Genomic DNA, 17,824 nt, shown 5'->3' with positions numbered 1-17,824 from the left:
ACTAGCCTACCAGTCAATGCTATTATTGATATTGCTGATCGTGAAATATTTTTTTCTGCAATAATGGTTATATTTATAATCCTGCTAAAAAAAGAACAGCACTAATAACCTATAATGATTGCACAATGGTAGTAGCAATAGATATTCGGTTAGATGAACCGATAAGCGTTATTAACATTGACGGTCAGGAATTATCAATTGTATCAAAGGGGAAAAAGGCCGTTATTGGTATTGACAGGTAGTAAGCTGCAATTAAATAAAAGGGTATGAAAATGTCGAACACATATGATATTCTGTAACTTTAGATCAGAGATTTGATTGTATTGGTATAATGAATTGGTTTGGCTGAATGATCGTAGTATCGGAGTCATCGAATATGCCTTGGCCTTCTATTGATTTAAAAATTTTTATGCGATTTAAATTTACTGTTATGTCCTCGCCCCTTAGACTTTTGGTCATTCATCCTATTGAGCTATTTAGAGAGGGAATTAAACATATTCTCCATAATTGCTCTGAAGAAAATGAGTATGAACTGCATAACACAGACACTATTCAAAACGGTATTGTAATGCTGGAATGTTTTAATACTAATGTTTTAATTGTAAATCTGGAAGCTTTCGAAAAAGAGTTCAGGATACTGAATTCGAGAGAGCGTACTTTTATTTCAACGTTTTGTGTAATTGCATTTGCTAATAGCTATAATGACTATCTCTTTTCAGAATTTAGATTTAAGGCAATACTTTTAAGAAGCTGCAGCGTTCAGGACCTTAAGTCATGTATTAGGAGCGTTAGTGCAGAATGCGCACTTCTTAACCGCAATGAATTGGGTTATCAGGGAAATACATATTTACAGGACGTAATGAAAATTACTAAAAGAGAAAAGGAAATTTGGAAGCTTGTAATGAAAAATCTTAGTTCAAAAGAAATTTCCAGGAAACTCTTTTTAAGTGAGCGGACTGTCGAAACACACAGGTATAATGTTTTAAGAAAGCTAAGGCTGGCAAAGGTTGAGCTGATTCACAGTATTATGACAATAGCGTTTCTTTTTAAAATTTTGCTAGAAGACATTTTGTTGGAACAGGATTTGATTATATTGCGCCTGTAAAATTTACATTGGAGATAGCGAATAGATATTGCTATAGAAAAAAGGATTGATCGGATTAACTGACGCAGTGATATTTTGGAGCATTACCGCCTGTTGTAGCCGAATCATGGAAATTAGCGAACCAGATAGCTGGGAACTTCTTGAAGTTCTGTGAAATACCTGACCGGCGATTTGTTAGAGAAAAAGAAAATAAATGTAAGCATTGTAAATAGAGAAGAACGCCCATAATGCTAAAAAGGTGGATGTTTTATTTGTCTCCTCTCTTGTATGCTTTGTACCTCTCTGTATATAACAATAGCCTGGAAGGAACAACAATAAATAAAAAACAACTATTCCTCTATCTTCAATATCCCTCCGCAGGAACAATATACCATTTCCGCACACGTTCGGGTTGTATAAGAATTTGTCTGTTTAGTTCAGGATTATTTTATAAATTTCGCAAGTTGCCCGTATAGGTAGATGGTTCCTAATGCTCGGATCTGGCTTTCTTAAATGCAAACCATTTCGCGTATATCTTCCGGTAACATCGCTGGTATATCAGGGGAATATTGGCTTTTAAAAAGTTGAAACAAATGAAACCAATTATTTTATTATTGTTGGTATTGCGTTTATCCATTATTTCTTGCAGCTCAACGTCAATAACACAACACGTAAACGCCGGAACAATGAAAGATAAAGACATCATACGCTTAGTGGAAAAAAATGATCTGCAAGGCGTAGAAACAGCATTGAAGAACGGCACAAGCGTCAATACAACAGATAACAGGAAACGGAATTTGCTGCTCATTGCTGTTAATGGCCGTCAAACTGAAATGGCTCAATTGCTGGTGAAGTATAAGGCTGACGTAAACCAGCAGGCCGGTAACCTCGATAGTCCTTTTCTCTATGCAGGAGCAAACGGCCAAACTGAATTGGTAAAACTGTTTTTGGAAAACGGTGCAAGGTTCGATATTTTCAACAGGTACAACGGTTCCGCACTGATACCAGCCTGTGAGCGCGGGCATGTTGAAACGGTAAGGCTTCTGGCCAACACCAAAGGATTTCCTGTGAACCATGTAAACCGTTTGGGTTGGACAGGACTAATGGAAGCTATTGTTTTGGGTGATGGCAGCAAGAAATACCAGGAAATTGTTCAAATATTAAAAGATGCGGGAGCAAAAATGGACATTCCTGATCACAATGGTGTAAGGCCATTGCAACATGCGCAGCAGAGAGGCTTTAAAGAAATAGCAGCTATATTAAAACCATAGAATTTTATTATTGGTACCAACAAACCCTTCTGGATGGAGAGCTCCTGCAAATAAAATTTTTTTTACTCAGGCGATTGGGATAAGCTATTAATCCCATTTATCTTTCAGGTTGTCTAAGTATTTTTTGGGCGAGAGATTAAAATGTTTTTGAAAATTCCTGCCAAAGGAGCTTTGAGATCCGAAGCCCACTTTATTGGCCACCTGGAAAAGCTTATTGTCATTTTCAGCGATCAGTTCGGCGGCCTTCTTCAGGCGGATGCGGTCTATAAAATCCTTGGGCGATAGCTTGGATATGGATTTAAGCTTCCGGTAAAAGGTGGCGCGGCTCATATTTACATATTCTGCCAGGTCGTCCACACTCAGGTTCTTTTTACCCATCTGCTCGTGTATGTAGTTGCTGAGCTGCTGGATAAAAGCCTCGTCCGATTTTGTTTTCAGGGTTATATAGTTGTCTTCTAACGGCATATGCGCAGCATGATCCTGCTGCATACCACCCCCGGGCCGGTAAAACGCGGATCGAATGTGGCTGTTACCAGGGGCAGCACCATCAGCGGGCCCTATGATTTTCCGTTGGGCGACCGGTCGGAAAAGCTGCATGATCCCTCCCTATTCCAGGATGCCGATGGAAAAGTATACCTGGTTTGGGGCAATACACAAATCGTGGAGCTTACGCCGGACCTTACAGGCTTTGTAGGTGCGCCGCGGGAGATCAATCCCTCTACCCTGAGGGAAATGCCGGATGGTACCCGGCAGCCGGGCATCGGGCATGAAGGATGCACCCTGCTAAAGATCGGGAACAAATATGTATTGTTTGGTACCGGCTGGTCCACCAACAAGGGAAGAAGAGGATCGTACAACCTTTACTATGCCGTAGCAGATCATGTGAAAGGCCCTTATGGTCCGCGCCAGTTTGTGGGACGGTTCCTGGGGCACGGCACCCCGTTCAAGGATAAAGACGGCAATTGGTGGTGTACTGCTTTCTATAACAGCAATGTACCTTCCCTTGATGCAAAAGGAATACAGGAACGGGACCTGCGGGACGATGCCTATACGATCAACAAACAGGGCGTAACGCTGGTACCGCTTGAAGTAAAGACCCTGAAGGATGGAACACTCAGCATCCGGGCAAAGGACGCCGACTATGCAACACCGGGCCCAGACGAAGTACAAAAATTTTAATCCTGGAAATGATGAACAGGAATATGCAAAAGACCAGGCGGCTCATCGTACGGATCTTGCTGCTGCTGGTTCCTGTGGGCGCTATGGCGGCACAGGAAAAAACAGGAAAACCCAATATTGTCTTTATCATGGCTGATGACCTGGCCATGAAAGACATTGCACCCTACGGAAGCAAACAGGTGCATACACCCAATATGTCCCGGCTGGCAGAAGAAGGCCTTTGCCTGGATAATATGTATAACGTGATACCGATTTGTGCCCCAACAAGACAGAACCTGCTGACCGGTCTGGGGCCTGTGCGCAACGGTGCTTATCCCAATCACAGCCAGATCTACCCGGGCATTAAGACCCTGCCGGTTTATATGAAAGAGCTGGGTTACCGGACGGCATTGATCGGGAAAAAACATTTTGGCCCGCTGGCCGCTTTTCCCTTCGATTTCCTGGGCGGCAGGGAAAACGATAACGGAAAGGGGCAGGATGTGGATCTTTCAAAAGCGGAGCAATACATCCGGGAATCCGGCAGCAGCCCTTTTTTCCTGATGTTTACCAGTAACCAGCCACATACACCCTGGAACCGGGGAAACCCGGAGGCCTACGACTCCGAAAAGATCCACCTGTATTCCAATATGATCGATACCAAAATGACGAGGGAAGATATGGTACATTATTTTGCAGAGATCAGTTACCTGGATAGTCTGGTGGGCGTTTGCCTGGATATGATTGACCGGTCCGGCAAAAAGGAAAATACCATTGTGATGCTGGCAACGGAGCAGGGAAACGCTTTCCCGTTTTCAAAGTGGACACTGTACGATCAGGGTCTGCGTTCGGGGTTCATTGTCCGTTGGCCGGGGATGGTAAAGCCGGGCACCCGCAACCCGGCAATGGTACAATATACCGACATATTGCCCACATTGATTGATATTGCCGGGGGAACGCCTTCAAAGATCAATACGGGCTCCAGGGATGCAAACGGGTATACCGGCTTTGACGGCACTTCTTTTAAAACAGTGCTTACCGGGGCGCGTAAGCAGTTCAGGGATTGCGTGTTTGGGGTAAATACTACCCGTGGGATCCTCAGGGGCAGCGAAGCCTATGCCAACCGGTCCGTAAGGAATGAAAAATATCTCTATATACAAAACCTGAATGCTGAAAACCGTTTTTCCAATGTGGTGACCCATTCCCCCTTGTTCAAACAATGGCTGCAAAAGGATTCGGCAAGGGCCATGCAATAAGTAGTACGGCCGGCAGAGGAGTTGTATGATGTGATCCGGGATCCCTGGCAGCGGATACCCGTTATCAGAAAGTGAAAGCAGACCTGCGGGCAAAGCTGCAGGGCTTTATGAAGCAGCAGGGCGATAAAGGGGCAGAAACGGAAATGGAGGCATTGAGCCGGCAGCCCAAACATGCAGCTAATGAAGATTGAGGTAAGGGGGTAGACATTAGATAATAGACGATAGATGCAACAGGATAGGGGCAGCAGGAACAATGCTTATCGGGATCGTTATCAGCCTTTTTTTTGTGTATTTGTTTTGGTGAGTATTCTTGAACGCAGATGGAAAATGTGCTGTTGCTCAATCGCGGGGCGTTGTACATTTGGGAGACCCGGTCCGTGATTTTTGCGATGATCTGCAGCCCCTGTCTGCTCCCCGGCGGAGTAATCTAAGAGCGGGTATCCTTGTACCGTCGCTTCCCTGACCCTGTTCGATCTGTTTTGCCGGGGTTAATGTATCAATAAGGAGCGGAACAATGATCATTTGAATCTTCTATATGAGACAAATTAAACAGAATATGATCAGCAGTGTGGTTGGAGGATGATTATTTTTGACGGATCGATAAAAGACAAAAGCTAAAAGCCAGTTATGAAAAAGTATTTCTTAGTGATTTTACTTGTGGCGGCGCATGCAGGATTTGCACAAACGAGCGGCCGTTCCAAAAAAGACAAAAGACCCAATATTGTATTGATCCTTGCAGATGACCTGGGTTACTCGGACCTGGGCTGTTTCGGTGGGGAAATTCATACGCCCAACCTGGACAACCTGGCCAAAGGAGGGTTGCAGTTTACACAGTTCTATAATATTTCCCGGTGCTGTCCCACCCGGGCCTCCCTGCTGACGGGGCTTTACAATCATGATGCCGGAATTGGCGCCATGACCACTCACCAGGATGACCAGGCCTATAAAGGGCACCTGGGCAAAAATACGGTAACCATTGCAGAGGTGTTGAAACAGGCAGGATACCGTACCGCTATGTCCGGCAAATGGCATGTATCCAATACGCTTACCCAGCCAACGCCGGCAGCACAGTTAAAATGGCTGAGCCACCAGGAACAGCACCCGCTGTTTTCACCGATCGACCAGTACCCGACCAGCCGCGGCTTTGAAAAATTTTATGGAACGATATGGGGCGTGGTGGACTTTTTTGATCCCTTCAGCCTGGTAGAGGGAACCACGCCGATCAAAGAGGTGCCCAGGGGCTACTACCATACGGATGCCATTAATCAAAAAGCTTCCGATTACATCAGGGAGTTCAGCAAAGGAGACCAGCCTTTCTTCCTGTACGTGGCACATAACGCTCCGCACTGGCCATTACAGGCATTGCCTGAAGATATAGAGAAATATAAAGATACCTATACAAAGGGCTGGGAAGCCATAAGGGAGCAGCGGTATAAAAGAATGGTTGAACTTAAACTGATTGATCCGAAAGTAACGAAATTGTCTCCAAGACATCCGGCCGAAACAAGCTGGGAAAGCAATCCGCATAAAGAATGGGATGCCCGTGCCATGGCGGTACACGCGGCAATGATTGACCGTATGGACCAGGGGATCGGAAAAATTATTGCGACGCTGAAAGAGACCGGCACGTTAGACAATACAATCGTTGTTTTCCTGAGCGATAACGGGGCCAGCGCAGAATTGTGTGAGCGGTATGGCCCGGGTTTTGACCGGCCGGGGGAAACAAGAGACGGTCGAAAGATTGCCTACAACACGGATAAGAGTGTATTGCCTGGCCCGCAAACCACCTACTTCTCCATTGGACCGGATTGGGCAAATGTGGCCAACACGCCATACCGGCTGTGGAAATCGCAATCTACAGAAGGCGGCGTTCGCACGCCCACTATCATTTACTGGCCAAAGGGAATAAAAAATAAAGGCGGAAAAGTAGATAGGGTTAGCCACGTAATGGATTTTATGGCCACGTTTGTAGATCTGGCAAAAGCTTCTTATCCCCAAACGTACAATGGTAATGCCATCCTTCCGCTTGCCGGCAATAGTTTTGCAGCCGCTTTAAAGGGAGGAAAAAGTAAGGGGCATAACATCCTGTTTAACGAACATGAAGGCAGTAAATATGTACGCCAGGACGGCTGGAAGCTGGTAATGCCCAAAGGAACCCGGCAATGGAGCCTCTACAATATGATCAATGATGCTGCAGAAACAAATGACCTGGCTTCACAATACCCGGATAAAGTGAAGACCCTTTCCGGAATGTGGAACGAGTGGGCACAGCAACATCATGTATTGCCAAAACGGAAGCAGTAATTGCTACCGGTTCAGGCCACTATCAGGCTTTTGATTTTTGGGGATCAGCGTTGACCGGCAGCGGGAAGGCCGGTACAAAAGTGTCTTATATTTTAAAATAACAAAATAGAATAATTATGCTGTTACATTTTAAAACCTGTTTGCAGGCAGTGCTCTCCATTGCAGCAGTATTCATTTGCCAGGTGATCCATGCCGCTGATAAAAAGGACCCACGACCCAATATCATCATCATCATGGCCGATGATCTGGATTCCCGGCAGCTAAGCTGTTATGGAGGTGAAAATTTAAAAACGATACATATTGATAAGCTGGCTGAAGAGGGCCTAAAGTTTAATTCAATAATTACTTCTGAAGCAATGTGCGTGCCAACGCGGGCGTCTTTATTCACTGGTTTATTTCCTGCACGTAATGGATCGTATCAAAATCATAAACCTGTATATGACAATCTTAAAAGTGTAGCACATTATCTTAAAAATGTTGGTTACAGGGTAGGGCTTACCGGAAAAGACCACGTAACAAAACCTGTATCGGTCTTTCCCTTTGATATTGTTCCGGGTTTTGAGACGGGTTGTACCTCCCCAACAGACGAATATTTTTTAGATAGTATCAGCACGTATATTCAACAGCCGGAGCCGTATTGTTTGTTTATAATGAGTATCAACCCCCATGCTCCCTGGACGGTTGGCGACCCTTCAGAATTTGATCCGCACAAGTTGAAATTGCCTGCACATTGGGTAGATACTGATCTTACCAGAAAACAGTTTTGTAAATACCTTGCAGAAGTTCGTCGGCTGGATAACCAGGTAGGTGACTTTGTGAAACTTTTACATGAAACAGGTGGGGATGATAACACCATCGTTATTTTCCTGGGAGAACAGGGAGAGCAATTCCCTGGCGGAAAATGGAATTTGTATGATAATGGCCAAAAAAGTTCTATGATCGTGAAGTGGCCAGGTACTGTTAAGTCTAATACTCAAACAGGGGCTATTGTCCAGTATGAAGATATAACGCCAACACTTATAGACATTGCAGGTGGGGCTCCTGTTAAAGGCTTGGATGGAAAAAGTTTTAAGCAAGTATTAGAAGGAAAGAAAACCGAACATCGCGATGTTGCGTTTGGCATACATAATAACATTCCTGAAGGGCCTGCTTATCCCATACGGAGCGTAAGGGACCATAAATATAAATTGCTGGTTAACCTTATACCGGACGCTGCTTATTATATAAAATATATGATGAATACGGAGCGCCAGGATCTTGCCTGGACCACATGGGTTGCCAAAGCTGCAAATAGCGAAAAAGACATGAAACTGGTAACGCGTATTGCGCACCGGCCTGCAATAGAGTTTTATGATATTGTTAAAGATCCATATGAATTAGATAACCTTGCTTCAAAGCCATCGTATAGATCGCTTATAAAAAAATATGAATCACAGCTAACGCAATGGATGCAAGAGCAGGGTGACACAGGAGCAGCAATGGATAAACCTATAAAAAGGAAAAAGTAATAAAAATTAATAGATCATAATTACGCAGCCTGCGCTTTTTAGAACGGCAGTAGTGTGTGCAGGTCCCTTATACCATTTAAAAGATAAAATAGAATAATGAAACATAGATATGCTTTGCCAGTGGTTTTATTGCTGCTTCAATCTGTATTTCTTTTTGCGCAGGATAAGCGACCCAACATAATATTAATAATGGCAGATGATATGGGTTATGCAGATATTGGCTGTTATGGTTCAGAAATAAAAACGCCCAGCCTGGACCGGCTTGCAGCAAATGGCCTTCGCTTCCGGCAGTTTTACAACGGGGCCCGGTGTTGCCCCACCCGCGCTTCCCTGGTAACAGGGCTGTATGCGCACCAGGCAGGGATCGGGCATATGACCAACGATCCGGAAGACAGTGCTGCCTACGATTACGGGGTGCCGGCATACAGGTGGAATATCAATGACCAGAGTGTAACCTTCCTGCTCATGTTCATCATTTTTGAAAGTCTTTCTACATCTAGTTCTGTATCCAGTATGGCATTGGAAATAGTTTCGTTGAGCAGCTCAAGAAAACTTTCATTCGATTTAAAAAATGATCCGGAAGAGATGCATGACCTTTCGGCTAATAAAAAATACAAATCAACAATTAAGGCGCTGTTCGAAGAATTACTGGCACAACAAAAGCAATTCAATGACACGCTGGATATGACAAATCTAAATTACCGGCTTTAAAAATATACAGAGGTATATAACGACCCATTGCAGACAAACAAATGCACCTGCCTTTATATAAGTATATGAGATGGAAAAAGATCTGGGCAAACGACAAACCTGTACACCTGACAGGCTGAAATAGTACAAGTGCTCAAAAGTTACTGCAGCATTTCCTGAAGGTATCTTTATAATGCATAAAAACACAAATGCCGGAGCAAAAAAATAAATAGCTTTTGTTCTTATAACTTACAATTCATCAAATAAATATGAAGAAAACAGAATCGGGAATTCTCATTTTTTAGGTTAAAAATCCCGAATAGTAGCGAATTCGGGGAAATTAACGAACCAAATGGTTGAGGATTGTTTGAAGTTCTGCGAAATAACGGACTGTCAGGATAGGATTTCGAGTAAAAAGAAATACAAAAATAATTTTTTCATTCTCCTTTGTCCGTCAATTCTTTTTCTACTCGGTGCAATAAAGAGAAAAGTAAATCACAGATTTACTTTATCAGCTGTTCCTTTAATGTTAGTGCGTATAGAACTCTATATTTGATGGGAGGGGTTCAGGCCTTAATTGACCGATATACCGGCACTACCAAAGATCCTAATTTCCCAAATTACTTTAGGGCTGATGGCGGTTTGAGTTATCGGAAAGGACGTTATGGAATTTCTTTGTTGGTAAATAATCTGTTCAATCACCAGCGGTTGATGACAGCGGGTTCGATAAGCAGCCCGTCTAAGGCGTTGGTTGCAAAAGGTGCGGTACCTTATTATACCTATATCGTTGAGGCAAGAAGAAATATGAGGATTAGTATCAGCCACCGGTTCTAAATGTTATCTTTTAACACCTGGAATTTTACCTGACAGGTTTTTGTAAAACATCTTGTTCTTGCTGCCCGGGCTTGTTTTAGGATCTATAGTTATATAGGCGTGCTGACTAACCTGAATGCCTTAAGCATAAATTAAACGCTTTTATTTGTACCTCAGCCTGGCATTTGTTGAGAAAAGTAGACTTGACACTGACACATAAAAATTGTTACCTTGGTGACTTAAAAAAAAGCAAATGGCTAAATTTATTTATTGGAAAGTGATTTGTTTTATTATTGGCTCACCCATTGCTGTATTGGCGCAGCAGCAGTCGGGAATTGTTTTCACTGATGCGAGAACGCTTACTTTAATTGGTAAGGCCCGCAATGAAGGACCATTTTACCATCGGCTGGATACAGCGGCTTATCCGGAAATTACTCGAAATGTCAAGTCGCTCGCTACCAATTCTGCAGGATTGGCAATCAGCTTTAAAACCAACAGTTCGAAAATTTCGGCGAAATGGTGCACTGCTTCACGGGTTCCGGGTGATAATATGACGGGCATTGCTTTTGAGGGAATGGATCTTTATATCAGGCGTGATGGCCGCTGGCAATATGCCGGCGTTGCCCGCCCGAAATCGCACGATTGTTCGGAGGCTGTTATGGTTGAACAGATGGCTCCGGGTGAAAAAACATGCCTGCTCTTCCTTCCTACTTATGACGAAACGTTGTCTCTTGAAATCGGTATAGATGCGGAAGCCGTGATCACTCCCGGGGATAATCCATTCAGAAAAAACATATTAATTTATGGATCCAGTATTGTCCAGGGCGCATCTGCAAGCAGGCCGGGGTTAGCGTATCCTGCAAGGCTTTCCCGCGAAACAGGCTATAACTTCATCAATCTCGGTTTCAGCGGCAATGCGAAAATGGAACCAGCGGTAGCAAATATGATCGCTCCCTGGCCTATGGATGCTTTTATCCTGGATTGCGTACCCAATCCTTCTCCGGAGGAAGTATTGGCGCGAACGGCGAATCTTGTAAATGCGATCCGCAAATTCCACCCCAAAGCGCCTATCATTGCTATTCAGAGTGTTGCGCGCGAGAAAGGTAATTTCGATACAAAAGTTGCAGAAAGAGTAGCCTTAAAAGACCGGTACTTCAAACAGGAAATTAATAAATTACAGCAGCACGACAGCAACTTATACCTGATCAGCGCGGATGGCCTTTTGGGCAATGACCAGGAAGGAACAACAGATGGCATTCATCCCAACGACCTCGGATTTGACAGGATGTTGAAAAAGATTCAGCCAACTATTTTAAAAATACTGCGTCGTCATGGACTCTGACTTACAGAAAAACAATTATCACTTTTTTTAGTTGCCACCTAACACCGGGAACTGCGAGATACGCAAATTTGTACAACCATACGGTACAAGCATGATATCTTCTTCCTCTTTTGCAGACTCAAAGCGATAGGTAATACTATAAGGCAGCGGGCCTGCCATATCGTTATACAGCTGCCATGAAGGAATTCTGCGCCCCTTCGTTTTAATGCTTACCGGGGTATTTTCAAGATTCCACGGATAAATATCAACCATGCCTCTCGATTCAAAATGATAAAGGTCTTCCATTTTTTTTTCACGACCAGTAGCTAAAAGCCCGTAATTCCAGGGACTTTTGGGGTGAACCTCGTAAAAATCTGCGCCGCCATATCCGTCGGGGTAATTCTCGTTCTTTACAAGTTTCATTTCTTCTTCAATTTTCAGCGCATATACAAGCGGCCCCCGTTCAACCGAGATGGAGTTTTCTGCCCACGTATTACGGAAGATGTGCATAGGCAACTTTAGTTCAACCACATCCCCGGACATCCATTTTCTTTCCATTATTACTACCTGGTTGCCTTCAGGCTGTTCCCATTCCTGTCCATTTATTTTGATAACAGCTTTTTTACACCAGGAAGGAATTCTTAAATGAAAAGGGAACCGGATATCTTCTTTTTTTTGTGGTAAGGTAATCGTGAACCTTATATCCTCGCCAAACGGATAATGAGTTTCTTCTTTAACCGATACTATTGTACCGCCTGCTACCTTGGTGCTTACTTCGCCGGGAGCATATACAAGTGCAGCAATACCTCCGTCTGCTGTAGCGTACCAAAGGTTCTGGGTAAATTTCGGCCAGCCCTGGTGCATATTTGCCGTGCAGCATGGAAATCCGGATAACAGGCCATAACAAAGGTCTGTACCATCGTGGTTGGTTTGAAAGTTGCGCATTTTATTGGTGCCCATCACCTGGTTGGCTTGCTGAAAATACTGGCGTGTCATAAAATCATCAGAGGCCTGTGCGGGAAGCGCGTTGAAGGCAATTTTTTCCAGTTGATCTGCAAACCTGACCTGGCCGGTAATTTCAAGCATACTTTCCAGTGAAAACATCATTTCCACAGCCGAACAAAATTCCGATCCCTGGGTTGGATTATTTCCATGCAAAGCTTCATCGCCTGCAAATAAACCATGGGCAAGCCCGTTAAATTGATACAGGTCTTCAAATCCCGTTTTAATGGCATCGAGGTATTTTTGTTCGGGGCGGCGCTGGTAATATATAACAGGTTCTTTAAACCCCTGCGCCAGGTTTACGCAGTGAATACTTCCCTGGGTCGATAAAAGTTTCCTGTCGAGAAAAGCAGTTGTGTAATCGAAAGTTTGTTTGTGAATCAGGTCGCCGAGTTCCAATAAAAAAGCATCCCCTGTAATGTTATAAAGCCAATAAACCAGCATCAGGTTATCACCACCGCGGTACCTGGCCCAGAAAGTCCAGTGATCCAATGGTTTAGCTGGCAGCTCTTTTAACTGGTATCGGAAATAATTGGTCATTAATTTGATAACGCGCTGATCATTGGTGGCAGAATAATACTGTTTTAATACTTTCAGCATGACCATTTTGGGCCACCAGTCCTGGCTATTGTCCCTTTGTATTCCCTGCTCGGGAGCGTAATCTTTAGAAGGCCCGAAATAGCCGTTTGCCTGCTGGCTGTTAATGGTCCATTCTATCCATGGCTTTGTTTTGGCTATAAGTTCTTTGTCGTTGAGCAGATAGGCAAGTGGCAATAGCCCGTCAAGCCAGTATGGACCGCGTTCCCATTGGTCGCCATCACCACCCAGCCAGCCGTTGCGGTTGCTCATCACAGCCGGGTATAGTTGATCCAGCTTACCGGTGGCGCCGTTTTTTTGACGTACCAGCATTTCTTTCAGCCACCCGTTGGCTTTAATGGCGCCTAAAGGCAGTTCCCGGTAAGGATTCTGTCTTAAGGATGAGTTATTTTCACTTGCCTGGTTCTTTGATTCATTAACCTGTGCCGTTGTTTGAATTATCACTCCCAGGAAAACAGCGGTTAACATGATCAGTAATCTCATAATTTGAATAAAGTACCCGTTTTAATTATGAATTCGTTTATCGAACAATCTTTAGCTTTTATGGCAAACAGCACATCAGGATTTAAATGCTGTTGTATTAAGACCAGATAAATATACGGTGCAAATGCTTTATTTGAACCGTTGCTGGCTTCTGAAAAGTATAATTTTATTTTTTGGAACGATTCGACAAAAAAATGAACAAATTATGCTACTAAATTTTTACTACTTGCAGTAGTAAAGTTTTGCTTAATTAAACACATCAATTGCTTTGAAATCGAATGTACGCTTGTCTTTGGGATTTTTGCATTCTTGAGCGTAAGAACGTGTTACCAGATTTTTGTATATTAGCATAAGCGACTGCTTTCTCAATTACTAAAAAAACGCCGATCACTTTGCTGTAAATGATGTTCGACCTTGCATAATGACAAAAACATATACGGAGAGGAAGATCTTATTTCTTTGCTTACCCAAGGAAATGAGAGGTACCGCAATGGTTGTGTCCAATGACAATGGAAAAGCCTGGACCCCGGCTTTTGGAGGCCTTCCTTACTATGTATTGCGTACAAAATATATGTACAGCGGGCAAACGTTCTTCAACAATCAAATGCCTTCGGTGATAAAGCTTAACAACAGCGTCGAACTGGCGGCAGCTATGGAAGCTAATACAGGTGGCGGCAATTACTATATATCGTTCGCTTACTCCGGCGAAGACAGCGAATGGGCACCTATGACTCCAGATCAGGAAGGTCCGCAAGATCGCAATGATCGTGCTTTTAAGGGCAGCGGGCCCTGTATCAGGCAATTTGCCTCCGGCGAAACAGTTGTTTCTTACAATTTGTCGTCCGCGTTTAATATAAGAATGGGAGATGCAAAAGGTCGGATTTTCAGCGATCCCTACCTGCCATTTCCCGGCAAAGGATATTGGGGTACATTAGAGATGGTGGATAGTCACCAGATTATCGGAGCCATGCCGAACACCTCTGCCGGACAGGTAATGTTATCTAAGTTTATTCTGAACCACTGCATCAATGCAACAAAAAGAAGTGTAAAAGTTGATGGTGACAATTCTGAATGGAAAGATACTGATGAGGCCGTTTTTGTTGGCCAAAAATCGCAGGCCCAGGCAACACTCCGGGTATCGGTTGGTGCTGACAGCGTTTATTTTCTTGTAGAGGTGTTAGATGATTTTATTTCGAGTAATGATTACGCTACTATCTTTATAAGTCCCAATTCAAGTAATGAACAATTGAACGAAGGCGCATACAAGTTGAATGTCGCTTTTAGTGGACTGAAACAGTCTTTTGTATATAATGGCGGTTGGGTAAATGGTAGCTTTGGTGCAACAGCGAAAGCTGCCTATAAGGGTACTGTTTCAAACAATAGCGATAAAGATCTTGGGTATATTGTTGAAATTGCTATCCCCCGTTCAAAATTGAATATCCTTTCAGGTCAGTTACTTGTCAACTTTTCCATTACAGATAGCCGGAACGGGGAAGATGCTATCGTGAACACCTCATCAACAAGTACAGCAAAGTGGACTCCGGTTAACGAACTTTAGAGCATAGGTTTGACACGGTCAATTGACGGTTGCACGCTGTAATATTAAAATTTGTAATTAATGAACAATAATAGTTTAAAGTTACTGTTTCTGACAGGTTCTCCTGTTGTGCTGTTTGCAACGGCGCGGCATCAGCTTCCCGATTGGTTTTTAGGTCCATTCAAAAGCCCGGCGAATGTCAATCACATTCTTTTTCCCGGCCCGCAAAGTGTTTTTCTCGATCCTGTGAGTCAGAAAAAGCTGGCCTGGGGAGGCAGGCGATATGTTTAACCCGGCGGCAGTGAAAAATGATAGGATATATGTACTATACCGTGCAGAGGATAAATCCGGTGTTGGGATCGGTAAGCGCACTTCCAGGTTGGGAAGGGCCGGAAGCGGGGATGGTAGTAAAATGTAAAGAAGCCCGGAACCTGTTTTTATTCGTATGAAGACGGGCAAAAGGAGCATGAATGATGACTGATTATGTAAATAGTCTCATTTGAAATGACACCGGTTAACACAGGAAGGGATTTAATATATTTTTGGAAAAGCCATAACAGTGCAGGATGGCAGGGGAATATCTTTTGATTAGTTTTGATAGGGTATTATTCTATGCTTTGCTGAATTATATACCGGAACTTGTCATATAGGTTAAATGAAAACGGAAGAAACTGCACTTATTGAAAGATTAAAAAATAGTGATGTACGGGCTTATACCCAAATCTATGATCTGTACCATGAACGGTTGTATGCCTTTATACTTCGCTTTGTAAAAATTCCGGAACTTGCTGAAGATATTTTACAGGAAGTATTTCTGACATTATGGAGAGTAAGAGCAAAAATTGACAGCAGTCAGTCATTTCAGGCCTACTTGTATAAGATATCCAGGAACTGTGTTTTTAAAACGCTGAAAAAAACCGCCAGGCAGCAGTTTTTTTTAGAGCGTATCCAATTGGTGTCTTGCTTACAAACCGGGCCGGGTGAGGACCAGCTGCGATGGAAAGAATATGAAAACATTTTATTAAAGGCCATTGAACACCTGCCCCCCCAACGAAAGAAAGTATTTCAGATGTGCCGTGAAGATGGAAAAAGCTATGACCGTGTGGCGGAAGAATTAGGTATTTCAAAGAACACGGTAAAAGAACATATGATACTGGCAACGAAAACCATTAAATTGTATTTAAATCAATATATCGATTTTCAGCTACTGGTATTGTTGATTTTGCTGTCAATCATTTAAATACTTCATTTCCAAAAAGAAAAACTCTAGCAGACCCACCCTATTTCAGACGGGGGGGATATTATATAATAACGGCAAAACAATTATTTTCAATGGAGAGGGACATTCAGTACTACACAGAGTTACTTAGAAAATATACCAACGATGAATGCTCACCGGAGGAAATGGCCGTTTTAATGAACTTTTTAAGTAGCAATGAATCGAACCGGTTGTTACTGTATGAAATTCACAGCCGCTATTATGAAAATGAGGACAAAGAAAAAAACAGAATAACGGTGCAGCAGAGTAATCGCATTAAAAAACTTTTACTGGATGCCGTAACCGCAGAAACAAAAATACGCGTGGTATTCTGGAAACGATGGTGGTTTCACGTTGCGGCTGCCGTTGTATTGATCTGCGGTGGCCTTTACTGGTTTTATCCTGAAACAGACTCTGTGGGGCAGCAAACCGTGAAAACCGAAAAGGCTGTACTGCCCGGGACCGAAAAAGCCTCTATTAAATTATCGGATGGCACTACTATTAACCTGAACACCGGCTCAAACGAAGTACTATATAACAAAAACGGGGTCCTGATCTCAAGGACCGCCGATGGAGCTATCAAATATGAGTTGTCTGCCAGAACAAAAAATGTAGAAGCGCTACATAACACCCTTACAACACCTGTTGGGGGTGAGTGCAGCGTAGTATTGCCGGATGGTTCAAAACTGTGGCTGAATGCCCGCTCCTCAGTGGAGTTTCAAGTAGCTTTTGCAAAAAAGGAACGCAGGGTAACGGCCCGGGGAGAAGTGTACTTTGAAGTTGCCAAAGATGCACACAGGCCGTTTAAAGTATTTTCAGGTGGACAATCTATTGAAGTGCTGGGAACTCATTTTGTAGTGAATACCGATGCAGACAATACTCGGATAAAAACCACATTGATTGAAGGACGTATACGACTATCCAATGGGCGAGTAACAAAAGTGCTGAAGCCGGGCCAGGAGTCGTACTTAACCGTTAATAAAGATGAAATAATAGTGGCAAACAAACAAAATCCGGAGACAGCGGCAGCCTGGAAAGATGGGTATTTTGTGTTTGACAATACCGATTTCAAAACTGTTGAAGAGCAGATAAGCAAATGGTATGATGTAGAATTTGTTTATGATCGCTTACCAGACAATCTGTTTTATGGCAAAGTAGAGAGAAAAAAAACACTGGATAAAGTATTGCAAATGCTGGAAATCGTTGGTAATATTCACTTTAAAACAGAAGGAAGAAAAATATATCTAATAGAATAAGAAGCTTTCTTGTAAACAATCCTACTGACTGCATTTAGCCGTACCTGCCGGCAAGGGATATCGACTATGAAAAATGAGCGGATACTTCTGCAAAGAAGTAGAACGATTTTTGAAAGTCGTGCAGCAGGCTTTATCTCTACTGTTATTATTATAGGCTTGGAACCCATACTCATATCCGGTTCAAAAGCAGCTATATAATAAAATCCGTTTTCCTGAGAAATTCTTCCGCAAATCCATCAGCTATGCAGGTCCTCATCCTTAGTAACCATACTCATTACCATTAATGCAC

15 protein-coding genes are annotated in these 17,824 nt (G+C 43.2%); 13 read left to right on the top strand and 2 right to left on the bottom strand.

The genetic code is table 11. The features are described from left to right. Positions 1-349 precede the first annotated feature (349 nt). Both ACYVBM_RS05995 and ACYVBM_RS05990 read left to right on the top strand, forming a co-directional pair. Positions 350-1,105 (top strand): helix-turn-helix transcriptional regulator, encoded by a 756-nt coding sequence (locus ACYVBM_RS05995; RefSeq protein WP_460684724.1) that lies wholly within the window; start codon positions 350-352, stop codon positions 1,103-1,105. 572 nt (positions 1,106-1,677) lie between these two features. Next, positions 1,678-2,355, top strand: a complete 678-nt coding sequence (locus ACYVBM_RS05990; protein ID WP_460684723.1) for an ankyrin repeat domain-containing protein — start codon at positions 1,678-1,680, stop codon at positions 2,353-2,355. Between the two features lie 87 nt (positions 2,356-2,442). Here the strand turns inward: ACYVBM_RS05990 and ACYVBM_RS05985 are convergent, their stop codons facing one another. Then, positions 2,443-2,844 carry a helix-turn-helix domain-containing protein gene (locus tag ACYVBM_RS05985; RefSeq protein WP_460684722.1) on the bottom strand — a complete coding sequence of 134 codons (402 nt, stop codon included), beginning with the start codon at positions 2,842-2,844 and terminating at the stop codon, positions 2,443-2,445. Between ACYVBM_RS05985 and ACYVBM_RS05980 the strand changes: the two genes are divergently transcribed. From ACYVBM_RS05980 to ACYVBM_RS05950, 7 genes are all read left to right on the top strand, one after another. Continuing rightward, positions 2,830-3,534 (top strand): family 43 glycosylhydrolase, encoded by a 705-nt coding sequence (locus tag ACYVBM_RS05980; RefSeq protein WP_460684721.1) that lies wholly within the window; start codon positions 2,830-2,832, stop codon positions 3,532-3,534. The genes ACYVBM_RS05985 and ACYVBM_RS05980 overlap by 15 nt on opposite strands. A gap of 8 nt (positions 3,535-3,542) precedes the next feature. Further along, positions 3,543-4,766 carry a sulfatase family protein gene (locus ACYVBM_RS05975; protein WP_460684720.1) on the top strand — a complete coding sequence of 408 codons (1,224 nt, stop codon included), beginning with the start codon at positions 3,543-3,545 and terminating at the stop codon, positions 4,764-4,766. Positions 4,767-5,393: 627 nt separating this feature from the next. After that, positions 5,394-7,070, top strand: coding sequence for an arylsulfatase (locus ACYVBM_RS05970; RefSeq protein ID WP_460684719.1), 1,677 nt, complete (start codon positions 5,394-5,396; stop codon positions 7,068-7,070). A 116-nt stretch (positions 7,071-7,186) separates the two neighbouring features. After that, complete coding sequence (locus ACYVBM_RS05965) at positions 7,187-8,578, top strand: sulfatase family protein (protein WP_460684718.1); 1,392 nt, start codon at positions 7,187-7,189, stop codon at positions 8,576-8,578. A gap of 96 nt (positions 8,579-8,674) precedes the next feature. Next, positions 8,675-9,289 carry a sulfatase-like hydrolase/transferase gene (locus tag ACYVBM_RS05960; RefSeq protein WP_460684717.1) on the top strand — a complete coding sequence of 205 codons (615 nt, stop codon included), beginning with the start codon at positions 8,675-8,677 and terminating at the stop codon, positions 9,287-9,289. A 531-nt stretch (positions 9,290-9,820) separates the two neighbouring features. Then, positions 9,821-10,102, top strand: coding sequence for a hypothetical protein (locus ACYVBM_RS05955; RefSeq protein WP_460684716.1), 282 nt, complete (start codon positions 9,821-9,823; stop codon positions 10,100-10,102). Between the two features lie 232 nt (positions 10,103-10,334). Next, positions 10,335-11,423 (top strand): SGNH/GDSL hydrolase family protein, encoded by a 1,089-nt coding sequence (locus tag ACYVBM_RS05950; RefSeq protein WP_460684715.1) that lies wholly within the window; start codon positions 10,335-10,337, stop codon positions 11,421-11,423. A 27-nt stretch (positions 11,424-11,450) separates the two neighbouring features. On the opposite strand, the gene ACYVBM_RS05945 is transcribed toward ACYVBM_RS05950, so the two are convergent. Then, a complete protein-coding gene (locus ACYVBM_RS05945; protein ID WP_460684714.1) occupies positions 11,451-13,484 on the bottom strand; it encodes a beta-L-arabinofuranosidase domain-containing protein in 2,034 nt (677 codons plus the stop codon). Between the two features lie 475 nt (positions 13,485-13,959). Here ACYVBM_RS05945 and ACYVBM_RS05940 point away from each other — a divergent pair, with 475 nt between their 5' ends. The 4 genes from ACYVBM_RS05940 (at position 13,960) to ACYVBM_RS05925 (ending at position 17,535) form a co-directional block, all read left to right on the top strand. Then, positions 13,960-15,042: a DOMON domain-containing protein gene (locus tag ACYVBM_RS05940; RefSeq protein ID WP_460684713.1), complete on the top strand. Its 1,083-nt coding sequence runs from the start codon at positions 13,960-13,962 to the stop codon at positions 15,040-15,042. A 60-nt stretch (positions 15,043-15,102) separates the two neighbouring features. Beyond that, positions 15,103-15,312 (top strand): hypothetical protein, encoded by a 210-nt coding sequence (locus ACYVBM_RS05935; protein ID WP_460684712.1) that lies wholly within the window; start codon positions 15,103-15,105, stop codon positions 15,310-15,312. 364 nt (positions 15,313-15,676) lie between these two features. Continuing rightward, entirely contained in the window at positions 15,677-16,261 is a 585-nt protein-coding gene (locus ACYVBM_RS05930; protein WP_460684711.1) for an RNA polymerase sigma factor, read from the top strand. Between the two features lie 92 nt (positions 16,262-16,353). Next, positions 16,354-17,535, top strand: a complete 1,182-nt coding sequence (locus ACYVBM_RS05925) for a FecR family protein (protein ID WP_460684710.1) — start codon at positions 16,354-16,356, stop codon at positions 17,533-17,535. Positions 17,536-17,824: the final 289 nt, after the last annotated feature.

This window comes from Niabella aquatica, assembly GCF_054779315.1.
The sequence above is the reverse complement of the archived record's forward strand: the minus strand, read 5'-3'. Positions and strand labels throughout refer to the sequence as shown.